This is a genomic window from Blautia argi (assembly GCF_003287895.1).
In the GTDB taxonomy this organism is placed as follows: Bacteria; Bacillota; Clostridia; order Lachnospirales; family Lachnospiraceae; genus Blautia; species Blautia argi.
In genome coordinates this window covers 3,118,928-3,142,048 of record NZ_CP030280.1, presented here as the reverse complement: position 1 = coordinate 3,142,048, position 23,121 = coordinate 3,118,928, and the positions used below count along the sequence as shown (strand labels likewise).

12 protein-coding genes and 3 pseudogenes are annotated in these 23,121 nt (G+C 43.3%); 13 read left to right on the top strand and 2 right to left on the bottom strand.

The annotated features are described in order from the left end of the window. Nucleotides 1-17 precede the first annotated feature (17 nt). The 12 genes and pseudogenes from DQQ01_RS15155 (at nucleotide 18) to DQQ01_RS15100 (ending at nucleotide 19,290) form a co-directional block, all read left to right on the top strand. A pseudogene (locus tag DQQ01_RS15155) lies at nucleotides 18-996 on the top strand (V0D/AC39 family V-type ATPase subunit). Then, entirely contained in the window at nucleotides 989-1,309 is a 321-nt protein-coding gene (locus tag DQQ01_RS15150; protein ID WP_111920678.1) for a V-type ATP synthase subunit F, read from the top strand. Before DQQ01_RS15155 ends, DQQ01_RS15150 begins: the two are co-directional and overlap by 8 nt. Before the next feature lie 20 nt (nucleotides 1,310-1,329). Then, a pseudogene (locus DQQ01_RS15145) lies at nucleotides 1,330-3,097 on the top strand (V-type ATP synthase subunit A). Next, nucleotides 3,097-4,472: pseudogene (locus tag DQQ01_RS18300) on the top strand (V-type ATP synthase subunit B). Before DQQ01_RS15145 ends, DQQ01_RS18300 begins: the two co-directional pseudogenes overlap by 1 nt. Before the next feature lie 14 nt (nucleotides 4,473-4,486). Then, the gene (locus DQQ01_RS15135) at nucleotides 4,487-5,149 is read left to right on the top strand and encodes a V-type ATP synthase subunit D (protein ID WP_111920677.1); all 663 of its coding nucleotides are present in this window, start codon (nucleotides 4,487-4,489) and stop codon (nucleotides 5,147-5,149) included. 140 nt (nucleotides 5,150-5,289) lie between these two features. Then, nucleotides 5,290-5,898, top strand: coding sequence for a TetR/AcrR family transcriptional regulator (locus DQQ01_RS15130; protein WP_242980436.1), 609 nt, complete (start codon nucleotides 5,290-5,292; stop codon nucleotides 5,896-5,898). Between the two features lie 12 nt (nucleotides 5,899-5,910). Next, entirely contained in the window at nucleotides 5,911-7,275 is a 1,365-nt protein-coding gene (locus DQQ01_RS15125) for an alpha-amylase family glycosyl hydrolase (RefSeq protein ID WP_111920676.1), read from the top strand. 57 nt (nucleotides 7,276-7,332) lie between these two features. Next, nucleotides 7,333-9,237, top strand: a complete 1,905-nt coding sequence (gene glgB / locus DQQ01_RS15120; protein ID WP_111920675.1) for a 1,4-alpha-glucan branching protein GlgB — start codon at nucleotides 7,333-7,335, stop codon at nucleotides 9,235-9,237. A gap of 278 nt (nucleotides 9,238-9,515) precedes the next feature. Then, nucleotides 9,516-10,283, top strand: coding sequence for a PP2C family protein-serine/threonine phosphatase (locus DQQ01_RS15115; protein WP_111920674.1), 768 nt, complete (start codon nucleotides 9,516-9,518; stop codon nucleotides 10,281-10,283). A gap of 11 nt (nucleotides 10,284-10,294) precedes the next feature. Beyond that, nucleotides 10,295-12,097, top strand: a complete 1,803-nt coding sequence (locus DQQ01_RS15110) for a serine/threonine protein kinase (RefSeq protein WP_111920673.1) — start codon at nucleotides 10,295-10,297, stop codon at nucleotides 12,095-12,097. After that, nucleotides 12,072-12,581, top strand: coding sequence for a hypothetical protein (locus DQQ01_RS15105; RefSeq protein ID WP_111920672.1), 510 nt, complete (start codon nucleotides 12,072-12,074; stop codon nucleotides 12,579-12,581). Before DQQ01_RS15110 ends, DQQ01_RS15105 begins: the two co-directional genes overlap by 26 nt. A gap of 49 nt (nucleotides 12,582-12,630) precedes the next feature. Then, entirely contained in the window at nucleotides 12,631-19,290 is a 6,660-nt protein-coding gene (locus DQQ01_RS15100) for a carboxypeptidase regulatory-like domain-containing protein (protein WP_111920671.1), read from the top strand. Between the two features lie 32 nt (nucleotides 19,291-19,322). Here DQQ01_RS15100 and DQQ01_RS15095 read toward each other — a convergent pair whose 3' ends face one another. Both DQQ01_RS15095 and DQQ01_RS15085 read right to left on the bottom strand, forming a co-directional pair. Further along, complete coding sequence (locus tag DQQ01_RS15095) at nucleotides 19,323-20,297, bottom strand: reverse transcriptase family protein (RefSeq protein ID WP_111920670.1); 975 nt, start codon at nucleotides 20,295-20,297, stop codon at nucleotides 19,323-19,325. Between the two features lie 301 nt (nucleotides 20,298-20,598). Beyond that, entirely contained in the window at nucleotides 20,599-21,300 is a 702-nt protein-coding gene (locus DQQ01_RS15085; protein WP_199797969.1) for a zinc metallopeptidase, read from the bottom strand. Between the two features lie 333 nt (nucleotides 21,301-21,633). Between DQQ01_RS15085 and malQ the strand changes: the two genes are divergently transcribed. Further along, nucleotides 21,634-23,112 (top strand): 4-alpha-glucanotransferase, encoded by a 1,479-nt coding sequence (gene malQ / locus DQQ01_RS15080; RefSeq protein WP_111920667.1) that lies wholly within the window; start codon nucleotides 21,634-21,636, stop codon nucleotides 23,110-23,112. Nucleotides 23,113-23,121: the final 9 nt, after the last annotated feature.

Below are 23,121 nucleotides of genomic sequence, written 5' to 3'. Positions count from 1 at the left end.
AAAAAGGAGGAATGGACTTGTCTAGTACGAAATATACCTATGCGGTTGCGCGGATTCGAGCGTTGGAAACAGCGTTGTTTACGTCTTCCGTTATTGAACAGCTTCTGGCCTGCAATACGGAGCAGCAATGTCTGCAGCTTTTGCAGGAAAAGGGGTGGGGAGATATGGACACGCCTGGGAATGCAGAGGCAATTTTAAACCGGGAACAGGAAAAAACGTGGGAAACCATTCGGGATATGCGGGTGGATATGTCTGTGTTTGATGTGTTTTCCTATCCGAACCTGTTCCATAATTTAAAAGCAGCTATTAAAGAAGCCTGTACCTCGGAAAAAGGAAGAAACCGGAAAATTTATTATGAGGATACCAAAATTTCGCCGGACGAAATGCTGGAAATAATCCGGAAAAAAGAATTTTCCAAGCTTCCTGAGGATATGTCGGAAGCAGCAAAAGAGGCGTATGAAACGCTGCTGCATACCGGGGACGGACAGCTGTGCGATGTGATTATCGACAAAGCGGCGCTTGAGGCGGTTTATAAAGCCGGCGAGAGGGCAAAAGACAGTATTATCCGGGATTATGCAGAATCCATGGTAGCAATTGCGGATATTAAAATTGCGGTGCGTTCACAGAAAACCGCAAAAACCATAGAGTTTATGAAGCGGGCGATGGTTCCCTGCCGTTCTTTGGACACAGAGCAGCTGGCAAGAGCAGCGGTAAGCGGCATGAATGCCATTGTGGAATATCTGGCAGGAACGGTTTATGCAGAGGGAGCAGCAGCTATTGCAGAATCCCCTTCTGCATTTGAGAGATGGTGTGACAATCGTATGATACCGCACCATGCAGCCCCAGAAGTATGAAGCCTTTTCCGTAGGACCGCTGGTAGCGTACCTGCTGGCAAGGGAAAATGAAATAAAAACCGTGCGGATTATTCTCTCCGGGAAACAGAATGGTTTCTCTGAAGAGGCTATCCGGGAAAGGGTAAGGGAAATGTATGTATAAGATTGCAGTGGTAGGTGATTACGACAGTATTTACGGATTTGCCGCACTGGGTCTTGAGATTTTCCCGGTGGCAGACCGCAAGGAAACAGAAGAAAGATTGATTGCTCTGGCTGAAAGCGGATATGGGATTGTCTATATTACAGAGGCGGCAGCAGCAGAGTGTGAACAGATTATCGGGAAATTTCAGGAACGGCTTTTACCTGCGATTATCCGTATTCCGGGTGTGTTTGGGAATACGGGAGATGGCGTGCAGGGAGTAAAAGATTCGGTAGAACAGGCTGTTGGCTCTGATATTCTGTTCAGTAATAATTAGAAAGCAGGTGATGCGTGACCATGAGCAAGGGTACAATTAAAAAAGTAGCAGGACCGCTGGTTATTGCAGAGGGTATGCGTGACGCGAATATGTTTGACGTGGTTCGTGTAAGTAATCAGCGTCTGATTGGTGAAATCATAGAAATGCATGGAGATGAGGCATCTGTTCAGGTATACGAGGAAACTTCAGGTCTTGGACCCGGAGAACCGGTAGAATCCACAGGCGAACCTCTTTCCGTAGAACTTGGACCGGGTCTGATTACCAGTATTTATGATGGGATTCAAAGACCTCTGGACGATATTATGAAGGTTTCCGGCACCAACTTAAAGAGAGGTGTAGAGGTTCCTTCTTTAAAGAGAAATCTGAAATGGGACTTTTGTTCCAACAGTAAAACCGGGCGATGAAGTAGAAGCCGGCGATATTATTGGTACAGTACAGGAAACCATTGTGGTAAACCATAAAATCATGGTTCCCTACGGTGTAAAAGGTACGGTAAAAGAGATTAAAGCAGGAGAGTTTACGGTAGATGAAGTGGTGGCTGTTATTGCCACAGAAAATGGTGACAGAGAACTTACTATGGCGCAGAAATGGCCGGTTCGTAAGGGACGCCCATATCTGAAAAAACTTCCGCCGGAAATGCCTCTGGTAACAGGACAGCGTGTTGTAGATACCTTCTTCCCTATTGCAAAGGGCGGTGTGGCAGCGGTTCCGGGTCCTTTCGGAAGCGGAAAAACTGTTATCCAGCACCAGCTTGCAAAATGGGCGGAAGCAGATATTGTGGTCTATATTGGCTGCGGTGAGCGTGGAAATGAGATGACAGACGTATTGAATGAGTTCCCGGAACTGAAGGACCCGAAGACCGGTCAGTCTTTGATGGAGAGAACCGTACTCATTGCCAATACCTCTGATATGCCGGTTGCTGCCCGTGAGGCATCTATTTACACTGGTATTACCATTGCAGAATATTTCCGTGATATGGGATATTCCGTAGCCTTAATGGCAGACTCAACCTCCCGTTGGGCAGAGGCGCTTCGAGAGATGTCGGGGCGTCTGGAGGAAATGCCTGGTGAAGAAGGTTATCCTGCATACCTGGGTTCTCGTCTGGCACAGTTCTATGAAAGAGCCGGACATGTGGTTTCTCTTGGAAAAGATAAGAGAGAAGGTGCACTTTCTGTTATTGGCGCCGTGTCTCCTCCGGGTGGTGATATTTCCGAGCCGGTTTCCCAGGCAACTCTTCGTATTGTAAAGGTATTCTGGGGTCTGGACGCTTCTCTTGCTTATAAAAGACATTTTCCTGCCATTAACTGGCTGACCAGCTATTCTCTGTATCTGGACAATATGGAAAAATGGTTTAATGAAAAGGTAGCGCCGGACTGGATGGAAGGACGTCAGAAAATGATGAGCCTTTTACAGGACGAGGCAGAGCTGGAAGAAATTGTAAAAATGGTCGGTATGGACGCTCTATCCGCAGGCGACCGTCTGAAAATGGAAGCAGCCCGTTCTATTCGTGAGGACTTCCTGCACCAGAACTCTTTCCATGAAATAGATACCTACAGCTCTCTGAAAAAACAGCATTTGCTCATGAAACTGGTAGTGGCTTACTATGAGCAGGGCAAAGAGGCGCTGGACAAGGGCGCCGGTATTCAGAGTCTTGTAAAACTGGAAGTTCGCGAAAAAATCGGACGTTTTAAATATGTAACAGAGGATAATCTGGACAAAGAATATGAAGCCACATTGAAACAGCTTGCAGAAGAAATTGCCAATGTATTAGGGAAGGAGGACTTCTAATGCCGAAAGAGTATAGAACCATACAGGAAGTTGCCGGCCCTCTTATGCTGGTGCGCGGTGTTGAAAATGTTCATTATGATGAATTAGGTGAAATTGAGCTTGCCAGCGGGGAAACACGCCGCTGCAAGGTTCTGGAAATTGATGGAAGCAATGCGCTGGTGCAGTTGTTTGAAAGCTCCACAGGTATTAACCTTTCAAACAGCAAGGTGCGTTTTCTGGGACGAAGCATGGAGCTTGGCGTATCTGAGGATATGCTGGGACGAGTTTTCGATGGTCTGGGACGTCCTATTGACGATGGCCCGGAAATCCTGCCGGACGAGAGAAGAGATATTAACGGTCTGCCTATGAATCCGGCGGCAAGAAGCTATCCGGAGGAATTTATTCAGACTGGTGTTTCTGCCATTGACGGTCTGAACACTCTGGTTCGTGGACAGAAGCTGCCGATTTTCTCAGCTTCCGGTCTGCCTCATGCAAACCTGGCTGCACAGATTGCAAGACAGGCAAAGGTACGCGGCTCAGGAGAGAACTTTGCCGTTGTATTTGCAGCTATGGGTATTACTTTTGAAGAATCTAACTTCTTTGTGGAAAGCTTTAAGGAAACAGGCGCCATTGACAGAACTGTTCTGTTTATCAACCTGGCAAATGACCCGGCGGTAGAGCGTATCGCTACGCCGAAAATGGCTCTGACTGCTGCAGAATATCTGGCATTTGAAAAGGATATGCACGTTCTGGTTATTCTGACAGATATTAACCAACTATGCAGACGCTTTGCGTGAGGTTTCCGCAGCCCGTAAAGAGGTTCCGGGACGCCGTGGTTATCCGGGATACATGTACACAGACCTGGCAACCATGTACGAAAGAGCCGGACGTCAGAAAGGTAAAAAGGGAAGTATCACCATGATTCCGATTCTGACCATGCCGGAAGATGATAAGACACACCCAATCCCTGACCTGACAGGATATATTACAGAGGGACAGATTATCTTAAGCCGTGAGTTGTACCGAAAAGGTGTGACCCCGCCAATCGATGTACTGCCTTTCCCTGTCCCGTCTGAAGGATAAGGGTATTGGAGAAGGAAAGACCCGCGCAGACCACGCCAATACTATGAATCAGCTTTTTGCGGCTTATGCCCGTGGTAAAGAAGCAAAAGAGCTGATGGTTATTCTGGGGGAAGCGGCGCTTTCTGATATTGACCTTATTTATGCCAAGTTTGCAGATGCTTTTGAGAAGGAATACGTTTCTCAGGGATATACGGCAAACAGGGATATTGAAGAAACACTGAAAATCGGTTGGAAGCTTTTGTCTATCCTGCCGAGAAGCGAACTGAAACGTATTGATGATAAGTTCTTAGATGAATATTACGGCAAATACTAGAAAGAGGTGATACTTTGGCATCTACGCAGGTAACTCCTACCCGAATGGAACTCACCCGCCTGAAAAAGAAGCTGGTTACGGCTGTCAAGGGTCATAAACTCTTAAAGGATAAGCGAGATGAGCTTATGCGCCAGTTTCTGGATTTGGTAAGAGAAAATATGGCTCTGCGCCAGAAGGTGGAAAAAGGGATTTTGTCGGCAAATAAGAACTTTGTTATTGCAAAGGCAGGCATGTCTGAACAGATTTTAAACACAGCCTTAATGGCGCCAAAGCAGGAGGTGTATCTGGAGGCAGATAAGAGAAATGTTATGAGTGTGGATATTCCGGTTTTCCATACAAAGACCAGAACCGCAGACGCAAATGATATTTATTCTTATGGTTTTGCCTTTACCTCCGGGGATTTGGACGGTGCAGTGAAATCTCTTGCCGACATTCTGCCGGATATGTTAAGGCTTGCAGAGGTGGAAAAATCCTGTCAGCTTATGGCAGCGGAAATCGAGAAGACAAGGCGGCGTGTCAATGCGCTGGAACATGTGATTATTCCGGAAACCCGGCAGAATATTAAATATATCACCATGAAGCTGGACGAAAATGAGAGAAGTACCCAGATTCGTCTGATGAAGGTGAAGGATATGATGCTGGAAGAAGCGCATCATTATAAAGAAAAGAATATGTAAAACAGGAATCTCCCGATGGGTCTGTGGTATGTAAGAAGTACGGCAGACTGCCGGGAGATTTTTTTTATTTCATCGGAAAGTGAAAGGAATGGTTGATTTCCTCTATACCGATTGGTATAATAAGGGCAGAGATATCAGGAATGCGAAGTACAAGGGTGGTGATTGGAATGGACAACAGGGCAGAAATCTTAAATGCGGCGCTGGATTTATTTCATGCCAGAGGCTATGATGCCGTAGGCGTGCAGGAAATTGTAGACCGGGCGGGAGTGACAAAGCCAACGCTTTATTATTATTTTGGCAGTAAGCTAGGGCTTTTGAAAAGTCTGTTGGAAAGCGGTTATAAGATATTGGAGGACGGTGTTTTAGAAGCTGCCGGAACCAATGCCGGGCTGCCGGAGGTTTTGTACCGGGTTGCAAGGGTGTTTTTTGATTTTGCAGCGACCCATGAGAAATTTTATCTGTTTATGCTGGCTCTGTTTTATTCGGGAAGAGAAAATGAAGCTTTCCAGACGGTTTCGCCGTTTATTGAGCGCTATTACAGAATTATTGTAGGAATTTTTGAAAAGGCGGCTCCTCAGCTTGGCAACATGAGGGGAAGACAGCGGTTGTTTGCCGTGGGATTTACAGGAATTTTGAATCATCATATTATGACAGTAAGCTATGGTCTTTCTGAAGATGAAGAGTTTGAGATATCCAATGAAACCACATACGAAATTGTACGTCAGTTCTTATACGGAATTTATTCATAAGCAGGAGGAATTATTATGGCATGGTATGAAGAGGCAGTGTTTTATCATATGTACCCAATCGGTATGACAGGCGCGCCCAGAGAAAACAGAGGGGAAGAGGTTGTACACAGATTTGAAGCGCTGGACAAATGGATTCCTTACATTGCGGATATGGGCTGCACCGCCATTTATATAGGACCGCTGTTCGAATCCAGCACCCACGGATATGACACAAAAGACTATAAGCTGGTGGACCGCAGACTGGGGGATAATGAAGACTTTAAGCGTTTTGTAAACAAGGCGCATGAGGCAGGAATTAAGGTTGTGGTCGATGGCGTATTTAATCACACGGGAAGAGAGTTTTTTGCCTTTCAGGATATTCAGAAAAACAGAGAACAATCCCCCTATTGCAGCTGGTACAAGGGTGTGAATTTTGGCTGGAACAGTCCTTACAATGATGGCTTTGGTTATGAGGCGTGGAGAAACTGCTTTGAACTGGTGAATCTGAATCTGTGGGAGCCTGCTGTGCGGGAATATCTTCTGGAAGTCATTGATTTCTGGATTGATACCTTTGATATTGACGGTATCCGGCTGGACTGCGCGGACTGCCTGGAGTTTTCCTTTATGGAAGAAATGAGAAGGAGAACCGGGGAGAAAAAGGCGGATTTCTGGCTTATGGGAGAGGTAATCCACGGAGATTACAGTCGTTATATTCAGGACGGTCAGAAAATGCTTCACAGCGTTACCAATTATGAACTGCACAAGGGGCTGTATTCCGGACACAATGACCACAATTACTTTGAAATTGCTCATACCATTCGCCGGGAATTTGATGAAAACGGCGGAATTTATAAGGGTATGAAGCTGTATTCCTTTGTGGATAACCATGATGTGGACAGAATCATCAGCAAAATTAACATAAAAGACCACATTTATCCGATTTACACGTTGCTGTTTACTCTTCCGGGAATTCCCTCTGTTTATTACGGCTCGGAATGGGGGATTGAGGGACGCAAAGAGGGTGGAAATGACAATCCCCTGCGTCCGGCAGTGGATGTAGAAGAGGTCTTAAAGCAGGAAAAGAATTCTGAGATTTTGAAATGGGTTCAGTGGCTTGGAAATCTGCATAAAAAGTATAGGGATTGTCTTGCTTACGGAAGATATCGGGAACTGATGCTGACAAACAGACAATATGCATTTGCCAGATTTACTCAGGAGCAGGGGCTTGTTGTTGCAGTGAACAATGATGAGCAGGAAGCAAATGTGAGCATTCCGGCACCATTTGAAAATAAGGTTTATATAAATCTGGAAACAGGAGAGCCGATACCTGTGGAAAATGGCAGAATTTCTCTTTGTATGAAGCCGGCAGGAAGTGTTCTCATAGAAATTCGGGAATAAAAATATCGGAAAAAACAATATACAGAAAACAAAAAGGTATGAAAAGGGGAAGAGTTTATGGGAAACAATATGAAATTTACAGAACTGGACAGATATTTGTTCGGGCAGGGGACACATTATGAGATTTACAAGCTTTTTGGAGCGCACCCGGGAACACAGAGGAAAAAAGAAGGCGTGTTCTTTGCCGTTTGGGCGCCCCATGCCAAAGCTGTGTCTGTGGTAGGGGATTTTAATGGCTGGAATCCGGAAGTAAACGTGATGAAATGTGATAATGATATGGGGATTTATCAGCTTTTTATTCCAAAGGTACGGGAAGGAGATTTGTATAAATACTGCATTACTACACAGAATGGTGAGTTATTATACAAGGCAGACCCTTATGGAAACTATGCGGAGATGCGTCCGGGAAATGCTTCCAGGGTTGTGAACCTGGAAGGATTCAAATGGGGGGATACTACATGGCTGAAAAACCGGCAGAATTTTGACCCGCAAAAGGACGCCATGTCTATTTATGAGGTACACCCGGGTTCCTGGAAAAAACACCCTGCAGCCCATGAAGACGACCCGGGCTTTTATAATTACCGGGAGTTTGCCCATGCTCTGGCAGATTATGTAAAGGAAATGGGCTATACCCATGTGGAACTTATGGGGATTGCAGAACACCCCTTTGACGGTTCCTGGGGATATCAGGTGACCGGGTACTATGCGCCGACTTCCAGATATGGAACGCCGGAGGATTTTCGGTATTTTGTAAATTATATGCATAAAAACAAAATCGGCGTAATTTTGGACTGGGTTCCCGCGCATTTTCCAAAGGACGCTCATGGTCTGGCAGATTTTGACGGAACTCCTACTTATGAATATGCAGACCCGCGGAAAGGGGAACACCCGGACTGGGGAACAAAGGTGTTTGATTATGGGAAGAATGAAGTGAAAAACTTTTTGATTGCCAATGCGCTGTTCTGGATTCAGGAATTCCATATTGACGGGCTTCGTGTAGACGCTGTGGCTTCCATGCTGTATTTGGATTACGGAAGGGAAAACGGTCAGTGGGTTCCCAATCAATATGGAGAGAATAAAAATCTGGAAGCCATTGAGTTTTTCCGCCACTTAAATTCCGTGGTTTTGGGTAAACATAAAGGAACCGTGATGATTGCAGAAGAATCTACAGCCTGGCCCATGGTAACGGGAAAGCCGGAGGACGGAGGTCTGGGATTCAGCCTGAAATGGAACATGGGCTGGATGCATGATTTTCTGGAATACATGAAGCTGGACCCCTATTTCAGAAAATACAATCATCATAAAATGACCTTTTCTACCTCTTATGCATACAGTGAAAACTATGTGCTGGTGCTTTCTCATGACGAGGTGGTGCATTTGAAATGTTCGATGATTAATAAGATGCCGGGTCTGGGACAGGATAAGTTTGAGAATTTGAAGGCAGGTTACTCCTATATGATTGGACATCCGGGAAAGAAGCTTTTGTTTATGGGACAGGACTTCGGACAGTATCAGGAGTGGAGCGAAGCCAGAGAGCTGGACTGGTATCTGCTGGGAGAAGAAAGTCACCAGAAGCTGCAGAATTATGTAAAGGCATTGCTTGCCATGTATAAGAAATATCCGGCGCTTTATGCCAATGACCAGAATCCTCAGGGACTGGAATGGATTAATGCAGACGATGCGTCAAGAAGTATTTACAGCTTTATCCGCTGGTCCCCTACAGGCAGAAACAATCTGCTGTTTGTGCTGAATTATACGCCGGTAGAGAGAGAAGATTACCGGGTAGGAGTGCCGAAGAAAAAGCAGTACAAGCTGATTTTAAACAGTAAGGAACCGGAATTTGGCGGTGATGTACATAAGGAACAGACGGTTTATAAGGCTGTGAAAAAGGAATGCGACGGAAGAGAGTTTTCCTTTGCTTATCCTCTGCCTGCTTATGGCGTAGCAGTCTTCCAGTTTTAAGAAAACGGGGCTGTTGTATGAATATAAAAGGCTTCATGCAACAGCCCTAAAAATAATCTTTATTTTTAGTAGATATGCCAGTTGTCAAATGCAAGAGAGTGTGATATGTTATATTGCACACAGAACATGTTTGTGAAAATCTTTTTTATTATATTCTTGTCAGGTGTTCTGCCTGAGATATTTTCCATTTGTTGTATGAAAAAATGTTTTTGGTGATACGGTATCAGGAATTTTGATGCAAATTAAGAATGAAGCGAATTGAAAAGAAAGAGTGAAAAATGAATTATTTGACAGCTGTCCACACAGATGTGGGAATTCGAAAAAAGACAAATCAGGACTCTGTGTTAATTGAAACAGCTGCTACAGATTACGGACAGGTTTTGTTGTCCGTGGTGTGTGATGGTATGGGCGGTCTTGCGAAAGGAGAGGTTGCCAGTGCTATCCTGGTAAAGGCATTTTCCAACTGGTTCCACAGGGAATTTCCGGAAATCCTTTATAAAGGCATGGAAGCCAATACCTTAAGAAGCAGTTGGACAAACCTGATTTTGGAACAGAATCAGAAGATAAAGGAATATGGTTTGAATTGTAATGTGAGTTTGGGAACAACAGCGGCTGCCATGCTGTTGACAGATCATATTTATTACATAATTAATGTGGGAGATTCCAGAGTGTATTACTTAAAGGACGGAATTACCCAGATGACGGTTGACCAGACCTTTGTACAAAGAGAAATGGATTTGGGAAGAATGACTTTGGAGGAAGCCGGAAATCACCCGAGAAGAAATGTTCTGCTGCAGTGCGTAGGCGCCAGCAGTGTCATTGAACCGGATTTTTATGTGGGAGAGTTTGAGAAGGATTCTGTATTTATGATGTGCTCAGACGGATTTCGACATGTGATTCAACCGGAGGAATTCTATGAAAGACTGAAGCCGGAATTGATGGTCACGGAAGAGAAGATGAAAGAAAGCGCTGTATATTTTACAGAATTAAATAAATCAAGAAGAGAAGATGACAATATTTCTGTCGTTTTGATTCGGGCATATTAGGGGGAAAGACCATGCTTGAAACAGGTTCATTGGTTGACGGAAAATATAAAATATTGAATAAAATCGGGCAGGGAGGTATGAGCATTGTTTACCTTGCCATGAACGAAAGAGCAAATAAGCAGTGGGCGATTAAAGAAGTGCGCAGAGACGGAGTGAAGAATTTTGAGGTGGTAAAGCAGGGACTGCTTGCGGAAACCGATTTGCTGAAAAAGCTTCATCACCCCAACCTGCCAAGTATTATTGATGTGATTGACAGTGACGGAACCTTCCTGATTGTCATGGATTATATTGAAGGGCGTCATCTGGAGAGTGTGATTAAGGAATACGGGGCGCAGAATCAGGAGGACGTTATTAAATGGGCGAAGCAGCTTTGTGAGGTACTGTCTTACCTGCATTCCAGAAAGCCGCCGATTATTTACAGGGATATGAAGCCCTCCAATATTATGCTGAAGCCGGACGGAAAGGTTATGCTTATTGATTTTGGAATCGCCAGAGAGTTTAAGGACACCGGTGTGGCAGATACCACCTGTCTGGGAACACAGGGGTATGCCGCGCCGGAGCAGTACGGCGGGCAGGGACAGACAGATGCCAGGACAGATATTTACTGTCTGGGGGCGACTCTTTACCACCTGCTTACCGGGCATAATCCCAGTGAGCCGCCTTATGAAATGTATCCCATACGGTATTGGAATCCTGAACTGTCTTCCGGGCTGGAGGAAATTATTCTGAAATGTACCCAGAAAAATCCGGACGACAGATACCAGTCCTGTGCAGAATTGTTGTATGCGTTGGAGCATTATAATGAGTTGGATATTGAATATAAGAGAAAGCAGACACTGAAATGGAGAAGTTTTCTTTTCGCCAGTATTCTTACTGTGCTGGCAGGGGCAGGATCTGAGGGATTTTATCTGGCAGAAAAAAATGTGACGGCAAGTACTTATGATGTTTACATAAAAGAGGCGGAAACGCTGGAAACGACCAGTCCAAAAGAAAGTGTGGAATATTACAAAAATGCCATTACCTTAAATCCCATGGAAGGAGAGGCATACGAAAAACTGCTGAAATTCTTTTTGTGGCAGAACAATGAAGAAGGCAGCAGTGCTTCCGACCAGGTTTCCTGTGTGTTTTCCGATACAGAGGAGCAGACGGTGCGGAAGGCTCTTGGCATTAACGGAAATGGAAAGAGAAGTAATGAGGAATATTTAAAGGGAAACAGCGACGCGTACAATAAGTTTGCCTATGATTTGGGAATTGCTTATTTTTATTCTTATAACGGTACCGGAAACAAGGCAGCGTCCCGGAAATGGCTGGGAATTGCGGCAGGGGCAGAGCCTACAGAGAAATTAAATGAAAAGAACATTGCCAGGGCGAAAAATCTCTATAAGATTGCAGAGTATTATGACAGCTTGGGAGTGAGAAATCAGGCGGGAGATTCCATGGTTTCTTATTCTGATTACTGGCTGGATTTAGTAAAGATTGTGGAAACCGATGTAAAGGCAGGGGACAATAACGTGAATATTTTGTTGTCTTACAAAGAACTGACTGCCAGAGTTGTTTCCAATGCCACGGATTTTAAGAGAGCAGGGGTTACAAAAAAACAGATGGAAAGCCAGCTTGATGAGGCGGTTTCCGTGTTGATTTCCATGGAGATTGTCACAGGAAGCGCCAATGCAGATTATGAGCAGGAAATGAAGGAAGCGTTACGGGAGAATATTGCGGTGGCAAGGGAGATTGTGGAATCCACCTTTAACACCTCAAATATTACAACGGCACAGGGAGGTGAGGAAGATGCAGCAGATACAGCAGCAGATTAATTTGTTTCACACGCTGTTTTATGTGTGTCTGGGATTGAGTATCTTCTGTCTGGTACTGAGCATTTTCTTTTTCTTTAAGTTCGACATCAGGAATATTTTCAATGCCAGAACAGGACGGTCTGTAAAGAAGACGGTGCAGAGAGTGGAAGAGATGAATGCGAAGACAGGACCTCTCAGAAGACCAGTAGGAAGAGGAAATACGGGAACTTTGAGTCGTTCGGGAAATCTGGGGAAAAGCCGGAAGCTGAGCGGTGTGCGTCAGGTAAATAGGGAGGATATTATACAGCCGCCAAGTCAGCCTACAGAACCGCTTTCTAATGCGTATACAGAGGAAGCAGGCGTTGCAGAGGTGCTGCATATGGAGAAAAGGGAAGCGCTGACTCCGGAAAAGGCGCAGCAGGAGGCTGATGAAAGCTTTGGCATGTTCAGAATTGAAAAATGCATCTTGCTCATTCATACAGACGAGGTGGAGGGGGGCAGATGAAAGATATTTTCGTATATAGAAAAAAGAAAAGTAAAGGAGTTGGGGGAACATGAAAGGAAAACGAAAGTTAAGGGAAAGACTCATGGTATTGGCGCTGACCTTTACAATGACAGCCGGAATGATGGTTGAGCCGGTGCGGATTCGCGCGGCACAGTCCGGTGAAACTGTGAATGTGACAGCAGTGAACAATGCGGAGGCAGTACCTGAGGCTTTAGAGGGCGGGGGAGGTCGGCCTGTAGAAAAATACCGTGTTTCCGTGTCCGAAAAAAATGGAGTTACAGAGGCTTATTCAGGTGATGTTTTAACCTTTGTGGCAGCTATTGAGGGTACAGCGCCGGAAAACCCTGGAATTACATGGAGTGCAGATAATAATGCAGTCGTAACTCCAAGCGGAAACGGTATGGAAGCAACTGTGACTGTACCGGAAGGACTGGCAGCAGGCACAAAGATTACAGTAACTGCAGTATGCGGAGATGTTTCAGGAAGTGCGTCTGTAACTGTAAAAGAGAAAACCTATAACGTAAGCGGAACAATTACCTCCGGTGAAAGTGTAGTTCCCGGTGCAGAAGTAAGACTGGGGAATTTTGAAGCCCAGACCACAGATGACAACGGAGCTTATTCTGTGAGCAATGTGCCAAGCGGAACCTATAATCTGGTGGTGAAAAGAAACGGATTTGAGGAGTATCAGGATTCTGTAAATGTGAATTCTGCAGATACTCCAGAGGTTAATGCTGCATTAATCTTAGCTGAAGGAAGTACAACGATTGATAACAGTAATATCGTAGTAGGAGAAACTATGCCGGCTGGATATACCTGCGGTTTGACAGAGAGTGAGATTCAGTCTGTGGAATGGCAGTCTGCAGATGCGACTATTGCAGAGGTTAAAAACGGAACAGTAAAAGGTGTAAGGGCAGGAACAACGACGATTACAGCGACAGTTCACTCGGTATATGGCGATGTACCTATGACAGGAATTGGCGTTACTGTTGAAGAATGTGGTACAGAGATTACAAAGATTACGATAAATAAAGAGGGTATTTTTAAAAAGAGATTAAACATTGATGTAACAGTAACAGCGCTTGCCGGAACATCAATACCTGGCGGTGGAGAAGTAGAATTTAAAATCAAGCAGTTGGGCGTCAATGATGATGCAGAAGAAAAAATTTATACAGAAACTCTTGATAATGGAACAACACGTCTGCAATTACAGAAGAAAAACTTTGATTTTTCCGGAGGATATCTGATAACAGTTACTTATAAGGGAAATCCTGGTTACTATTTTGCAAGTGCAGAGAAAACAACGAATTATAATTATGCCATCAGTGGATTAGAATATGAAGATGAAAGAGGAAAAACAATTGTTTCTGATGAAAAGAATCCATTGACACTTACGTATGGTGATGAAAAGAAGATTTGGATTTCTGAAGAGAATGAAACAGTGAATGAGTTGTTTTCAAAAGACCTTGCCAATGTCAACATTGTAAAACAGGACACATCTGAAAAAAAGGGATACACAGAATTTCTTATCACTGCACAAAAGGCTGGGACATGTGAGGAAGTATTTAAGAGAACAGCAGGAGAAGAAAGAATATATCCGTATTTATATATCAAGGTAGAACCTAAAGAGCTTGTTATTGATGAGGCGAAGGAAAAGACTTATATGACTTATTCTAAAATCTATGATGACAATAAGAAGGTTTTTGCAAAGGCAGATACAAACGATGTTATTGTACTAAATCGTATGAAATTTAAAGACGGAGTGAAACTCGGAGATACAGTAAATGTAGATTTAGATGCTGTGGGAAAGATCAATGGAAGTTTATCAGACGGTTTTTCCGGAAATGTAACACCTGGAACCGAAACAGAGATAACCTTTAACCAGAATCAGCTCAGTCTTAAAAACAATACTGATGGAAACTATGTTTTGGCAAATCAGGAAATTACGGTATCGGCAAATGTGATTGTAAACAAAAGACCTGTAGATATAAAAGTCAGTGATGCAACAAGGTCTTTTGGACATGCATACAAGAATGGTATTGGTAATACTGCGGACTATGTGTTTACACCTGCAGACTGGTTGGCGGTAGCTCTGGGTACCGGAGAGGGAATCAGCGGTGTCATTCAGAAAGGATATAAAGACCCGTCAAGTGAGCGTGCATTAATCGAGCAGCAGGAGGGTGGAAACGTAGCAAATCCGGGAAAATATCCGGGAGTATTATCTGTTGATACTGAAAACATAGAATATAATCAGGAAGATCATACCGGTATTAAAAATAAAGATAATTATGAATTTAGGATTACGGCAGGTGATTTGACAATTGTACCGGAAAAAATCAGTGAGCTTACAGAGTATCTTAATTTACAAAACACACCGGATAACCCGACGATGTATTTTGAGAATGAAAATAAGCTTTGGGTAAAGGCGGATAAAGGCAGGTTAAAATTAACTGCAAACGAGAAAAAACTGTACGACGAAGTATTGTTGAAAAAGATAGGCGAACAGGAGATTTCTCCGGCTGTTTCCTTAACAGGCAAAGGATATGAATTTAACCGTAAAGATGTTGTTGGGTCAGAGGAAGTAGCTCTGGCATTACAACTCAAAAATAAAGCCGGGGCTCTTTCTCAGGAATTTGATTATCGGGTTTCTCTGGATAATACAATTCCGAAAGTTCGTATCAGTGATGCAGAGGGTACAAATACTTCTTTGGGAGATTTTGTAAAAACGATATCCTTCGGCTTATTTGGTAAGACAAAGTATAAAGTAAATGTTCAGGTAACAGAAACAGAAACGTCAGGACTTAAAGAATGGACTTATATGGTTCTGCCCTTGAAGGAAGACATGGTAAATGATACAGATGGCGTCTATGATGTGGATAATCCTACAGAGGAGGAAATGTCTAAAAGTAAACTGTTACAGTATATGGAAAGCTTGAAGGACAGCGGAGAGTATACATGGAAGCCTATGGAAACATCTGCTGATATGACAGAGATTCCGATAGACAGAAAAGATGTGGGTGAAGATTTTGTTGCCAACAATTATGTAGTGCTTGTAAAACCCTATGATAATGTTAAAAACAGCAAAATTTACACCTCACTGGGAATTATTCTGGATAATAACGACCCATATGTGGAATTGGATTTGGACTATGAGGGCGGACAGGTTTACAGAGATGTATACAATGATGATGTAAAACTGCATATGTCTATTACAGATAATCATCAGCCAGCAGACAAAATGGTTTCGGGATTAAAGAGGGTTTATTATCAGGTAGCTATAGGAGAAAAGAATCTGGACAAGGCAGAACACGTTCCTTTGTATGATGCAGCGGAAGGGAAGATCTATACTTTAGAGGAGCTTCAAAATGAAATTTTCCAAAGAAATATTACGATTCAAAAGGAATTAAATTCCAATGATATCTGGGTGCGTGTTACAGCAGTAGATAATTCCGATAATGAATTTCAGGCATTTAAGCAGTTAAAAATTGATATTACAAAACCGAAGGTATCTGTGAGATATGAAACGAAAGCAACCGAACACTATGCGCCTTATTATAAGGAAAACCGGACAGCTATTGTAACTGTAGAAGAAAGAAATGCAGATATCAATAACGTGGAAGAACTGTGGTTTGACCTGAAACGAGAGGGAGAACAGAAGGCTTCAAAGTATACGGTGTCTTCACTGAAAAATATTGAAGGAATTACCGTGGAGTCTGTAACCGATTTTCAGGAAGGACAGGATGCATCGCAGTATACAGAAGGAAGAACCATAGAAATAAGAATCTGTTTCAGTGGTGACAACAAGTACAACTTTGATGTTCATTGCAAGGACAAAGGGGACTGGGAAAATGAGCAGGATAACAGCGCTTACTTTGTTATTGATAAGACTGCCCCGAAAGTAAATGTAACTTATTATAATGCGGATGGTACAATCAGTGTGACAGAAAACGAAGTGGGACGTTTTTACAGCCACAGGCAGATAAGCGTTAAAGTGGAAATCAAAGAACACAACTTTGCACTTGATGATAAAGAGGTTCCGATTGATGTAAAAGTGACTGCAGACAAAGTAGGAGCAGAGGAATCCATACCGGATTATGCAGCAGAGAATAAAAATCTGAAAGAATGGAGCCAAAACGGAGATATTTATGTAAATACATATGACTTTATTTCAGATGCAAACTATACGCACGCCATCACCTATACAGACCTTGCGGGAAATACCGCTTCCTACGGACCGGGATATTTCACAGTAGATAAAACTAACCCAACCGGTAAGGCAGAAATCAAAGGGTTTGGGTTCTGGGAAAGTCTGCTGGAAAAAATAACCTTTGGACTTTTCAGCCCATCAACCGTAGATGTGGAAGCAACAGGTTCTGATTATACCTCACCGATTCATCAGGTGCAGTATACAAGAGTACATGACCAGATGACAAGAGATGAGTTGGAAGCATACAACAGCTGGTCATCTGCTTCTGAGGACAGACCGGGTTTTGCAGGGTTTTCTGTAAGTCCTGACGAACAGTTTATTGTATACATAAAGGTAACAGATTATGCCGGAAACTATGAGTTCTTTAGCTCTGACGGTATGATTGTGGACAGCACCAAACCGGATCCGGTTGTTACCATTACAAACCTGAGTCCATCTCAGAATGGAATCTTTAATGAAGATGTAACTCTGCAAATTGATGTAGAAGACCCTACCGTGGGAGATACTTATTCAGGATTGGAAAAAGTGTGGTATATCGTAAGCGGTGCAGGTAATGTCAATACCAGTGAAACCATTGAGCTTTTGAACAACAGCAAAAACAGGACGCAGGGAAATAAAACGTTCCGTCAGGTCATTACAGTTCCGGCAAGCGTATATAACAGCAATGATGTAAAGGTACAGGCATTTGCACAGGACTTCTCCGGCAATCAGGGAGAGAGCGAAATTACAGAGCTGAAAATTGACGTGACAAATCCGACGATTTCTGTTTCCTGGGATTTGAACAATCCTTCCAACGGCAGATATTACAAAGATACCAGAACCGCGACGGTCACAGTCACAGACAGAAACTTTGATGAAGACAATGTGAGATTCAATGTCACAAACACAGACGGCACAGAGGCAAACATCAGCGGCTGGAGCAGCAGCAGTAACATTGGTGTTTCCGATCATGCTACAAGTACCTGTCAGGTGTCCTTCCCGGCAGACGGTGATTATACCTTTACCCTTGGCTGCACAGATTTGGCAGGTAACAGTGGGGAGTATGGACAGACAGACGAATTTACCATTGATAAAACCATTCCGGTCATCACAGTTTCTTATGACAATAACAGTGCAAGAAACGGCAATTACTTTAAGGAAGTCCGTACAGCAATTATCAAAGTTCAGGAACATAATTTTAATTCCGCAGACGTCCGCGCTGCAGTAACGGCTGCACTGCAGGGCAGAGGAATTTCCGCACCTTCTGTCAGCGGTTTTTCCGACAGCGGAGATGTGCATACAGCAACCGTGCGCTATGCCGCAGAAGGTGATTATACCTTTGATGTGGATTACATAGATATGGCAGGCAATCAGGCGGCAGATTACACATCGGACAGCTTTACCGTGGACTTAACAAAACCGGAAGTTGAGATTGTGGATATTAAGGATAAATCTGCGAATAATGATGTAGTTGCACCGGGAGTAAAAGTAACTGATGTAAACTATGATGCCCAAAATGTTACCATTAGCGTAATCGGAGCCAATAACGGCAAGGTGGATATCGGCAAAGCAGTCAGAGGGATTGAAAACGGACAGAGCATTAAAATGGATGATTTTGCAAGAGAGGAAAAAATGGACGACCTTTACAAGCTCACTGCAAAATCTGTAGACAGGGCAGGAAATGAAACAGAAAAATCCGTGATGTTTTCTGTAAACCGTTACGGTTCTGTTTATATATTGGACGATGATACATGGGCAGATAAGGGCGGCTGGCTTGATACAAAGGATTATACCTATATCCGCAAAGAACAGGATCTCGGCGTTGTGGAATACAATGTAGATACCATTGAATCCAATAAAATCACAGTCAACAGAGATGGTGAGCTGGAAACTTTGAAGGAAAATCAGGATTATACAGTGAAGAACTCCGGAAGTAATGTACAGTGGAAGGAAAATCACTATGTGATTGATGCAGAGAACTTTGCAGAGGAAGGCAATTACAATGTGCTCTTCAACACCCGTGACCGTGCAAGCAATACGATGAACAACACCAGTGTGAAGAAAAATAACAAAAATCTTCCAATCGAGTTTACGGTGGATAAGACAGCGCCGACCGTTGTGGTATCCGGTGTTGAAGACGGCGGACAGTACCGCTCAGCCGAAAAGAATATGATTGTTGATGCCAAAGATAATCTGGCGCTTGCAAAGGTTATCATCAGCGTAGATGGAGAGAAAACAGTATACAATGCAGAGAAATTAAGGAAGTTAAACGGTATGATTGAAACTGCTGTTTCCAGTGCAAACAGTTGGCAGAATATTGAAATTACTTCGGAAGATGCAGCAGGAAACCAGCTTGGTCAGACAGAAGAAAATGACAAGGCACAGCCGGTTGTTATGAAGATTCTGGTAACATCGAACATTGTAATTCAGTATTACATGAATAAGCCATTATTCTATGGTTCTATTGCGGTCATAGTTATCATGGTGGGACTGATTGTTTTGCTTGTATGGAGAAAGAAAAAGTAATTGCTTCGTTGATGCTGTTTAAGGCAGTTCTCCTATTCGTCATTTTTCCGATATACTTTCATTCGTTTCTTTAACTCCTGAAATTCCATATCCTCAGGATTTACCTGCAAAACATATTCTATTTTTCCCAGAAGCCGCTGCAGATATTTAGCAGAGCTGTCCTGACAGCCTGTCTGTTTTAAATGATTTTCCAGACCAAACTTTTGAATATAGTAACATTCCTGTCGAAGTTGTCGGCGGTAGTTTTTCGGAACCTGGAGTTTTTCATTTACAGTAATCCCGGTGACCTCCTGACGATTTTTCTGAGAAATTATATGGGTCTTTCGGGAATTCACTTCAAAACCAAGACGGTTTAAAAATCCTTTTGCTTTTCTGTACACTTCTTTGGGATTAAAGTCGCCGGAAAAAGTGAGGTCATCACAGTATCTTGTATAAGCAATCTCTCTTTCCCTGCACCAGTTTCCCATATATTCATCAAAAGGTTTCATTACAAGATTAGAAAGATAAGGGGAAGCAGGTGCGCCCTGAGGAAGCATATCCTTATAACAGCACAGATGTGCCAGCAGTGTGCGGACCGGGTCTGGTATCCGTTCGCAGGGAAACCCGTGCTGGTAGACACTGATATAGGAAATACTGCCAAAAAAGTCATGGATATCCAGCTTTAGCAACAGCTTCTGTCCTTTATGTGGCGCTGCGTTTTGGGAAAGGGAGCTTCCTTTTTGATAGGCACAGGAATAGGAAGATACAGGGATTTCCATTAATACCTGCCGCAATATTTGCTTTTGTACATGTTTTAACACACTATCCGGTACATGAAGTATTCGTTTGCTGCCGTCCTTTTTTGGGAGAAGCACTCTTTCGTAATGTTCTTCCGCGTGATTGGCAAGCCCGTATAAAAGCGCAAGTTCTGCCTTAGGCGAATGGGTTAAAGTACCGGTCAGATGCAGAGAAAGAAGGAAATCCTGTATTTGATTTTCTGTGCAGTAATTACAGAGGGAAGAATTCATAAGATATCTCCTGTGTTTTGATTGCTGTATGTTTATAAATTCGCTGAAAACACAGCAGACACAAAATGGTGATACCGGATTTGGCGAAGAGGTACTGCGCCGCAGGCGGGCAAAGCACATGAAATGTGCAGATGTACCTCGAAGCCAAAGAAGGGCTGGCAAAGCCATTCCTTTTATTGAAAAAATAGAAAAGCGACTCGCTTCTCTGACAGAAATCTGTCCTCGCTGTCTGCTGTGTATAAAATTACTGTAGCACAGCAGTATCAGAAAGTAAAGCGAGAAAACTTTGTGAGAGAAACATTCAGTTATTGTTTCGTCTGTTTACGATGTTTAAAAGACGAAGCAGCTGCATGAGGGAAACTGCCAGAGCCGCTACATAGGTTAAGGCTGCGGCTGTAAGCACCTTTTTGGAACCATAAATTTCATCAGAACTGAGGATTCCGCAGGTTTCAATGGCCCGTATGGCCCTGCGGCTGGCGTCAAACTCTGTGGGAAGCGTAAAAAGCTGGAACAGCGTGGAAAAACCAAAGCAGGCGACACCCACATAGGCCAGCATTCCCATAGAAGAGCCTGTACCGGCAAAAAGCAGACCAATTAAAATAAGAGGCATAGCCAGCTTGGACCCCAGATTGGTAATGGGAATAATAGCATTTCTAAGACGAATGGGTATATAATGCTGTGCATATTGGATTGCATGTCCGGCTTCGTGGGCTGCGACCCCAATGGCTGCTGTAGAGGTCTGGGAGTATACGCTGTCTGAAAGGCGTATCACATTGCTTCTGGGATCATAATGGTCAGTCAGACTTCCGTTGACCCGTTCAATGCGTACATGGTACAGACCATTGGCATCAAGCACCCGTCTGGCTGCATCATAGCCGGTCACATTTCGCATAGAGTACTGTGTGGAGTAGCGGCGAAACGTGCTGTTTACATGAGCGCTGGTCCACATGGCAAAAAGTACGGCAGGAAGTACATAAACGATATAAGAGTAGTCTATAAACATTTCTTTCATCTCCTGTAATGTAATCTATAATAAGTATACTACCTTAAAAATTTTTATATGCAAGAAAAAGAGTATTAAAATTTATAAAACTTATAGAAAAAAATATACAAATATATAGAGGAGATTTTAGCTAAATTTACAAGATTGAAATTTCAAGGAATGTGTGGTAATGTAAATATACAAGCTTTTTGGAAACGTTACCGATATCGTTACCGGAAACGATTCTCAGAGCCGTACAGTAAACTAAGAAGAGAAAGAATTGATACATGGATTGGACTGGCTGTTTGTTGTACGGGAACCGTAGGGAATAAAAGGAATAAAAAGGAGAAGATTATGAGAGCAAGCGGAATATTGCTTCCTGTTTCAGCCCTTCCGTCAAAGTACGGAATTGGCAGCTTTTCGAAGGAAGCCTATACATTTGTAAACCAGTTAAAAAGGGGAGGACAGAAATACTGGCAGATTTTACCATTGGGACCTACCGGGTATGGAGATTCTCCATATCAGTCGTTTTCCACCTATGCAGGAAATCCCTATTATATTGATTTAGAAACCTTAACAGAAGAAGGGCTTCTTACAAAAGAAGAGTGTGAGGCCTGTGATTTTGGAGATAATGCCTCTTATGTGGACTATGAAAAAATTTATTACGGAAGATTTGATATCCTGCGGAAAGCCTTTCACAGATTTGTACCAGATACAGATTTCGAAGAGTTTGTAAAGGAAAATGCTTTCTGGTTGGAAGATTATAGCTTATATATGGCTGTGAAAAACAGTCAGGACGGGGCAAGCTGGAGCGAATGGGATTCTGAACTAAAGCGAAGAAATCCTGAAGTGATGAATGCAAAGAGAGAAGAACTTTCCGAGGAAATTCAGTTTGTGCGTTTTCAGCAGTATGAATTTATCAAACAGTGGACAAAGCTGAAAGCCTATGCAAATGAGCTGGGAATTCAGATTATCGGAGATATTCCTATTTATGTCGCCTTTGATAGCGCTGATGCCTGGGCAAATCCTCAGCTTTTCCAGTTTGATGAGGCGTGTATTCCTCTTGCAGTAGCAGGCTGTCCGCCGGACGCTTTTGCTGCCACAGGACAGCTTTGGGGGAATCCACTGTATCGCTGGGAGTATCATGAGGAAACTGACTTTGCATGGTGGATTCAAAGACTCAGATACTGCTTTAAACTTTATGATGTAGTCCGGGTAGACCATTTCAGGGGATTTGATGAATACTATGCGATTCCGTATGGTCATAAGACAGCAGAGTACGGGGCATGGCAGAAGGGACCGGGTATTAAGCTGTTTGATGCAGTAAAAAAAGCCCTGGGAGAAGTAAATATTATTGCAGAGGATTTGGGATATCTTACGGAAAGTGTCCTGAAACTGGTAAGAGATACAGGATATCCCGGAATGAAGGTACTACAGTTTGCCTTTGATTCCAGAGAAGAAAGCGATTATCTGCCTCATAATTATAATAAAAATTGTGTGGTTTATACAGGAACCCATGATAATAATACAGTGCTTGGCTGGCTGGACGAAATGTCGCCGGAAGATAAGGAATTTGCACAGAGTTATATGAATAACCGGAATACAGAAAAAGAGGAGATGCCGTGGGATTTTATCCGTCTTGCTATGGCCTCTGTTGCAGATTTGGCAATCATTCCTGTTCAAGATTATTTATGTCTTGGAGCAGAGGCAAGAATTAATAAGCCTTCTACTTTGGGAACAAACTGGAAATGGAGAATTCGTTCAGAGGAGCTTACAGAAGAAATTCTGGAGAAAATGTACAATATGACAAAACTTTACGGAAGACTTTCCTAAGGAAAGCGG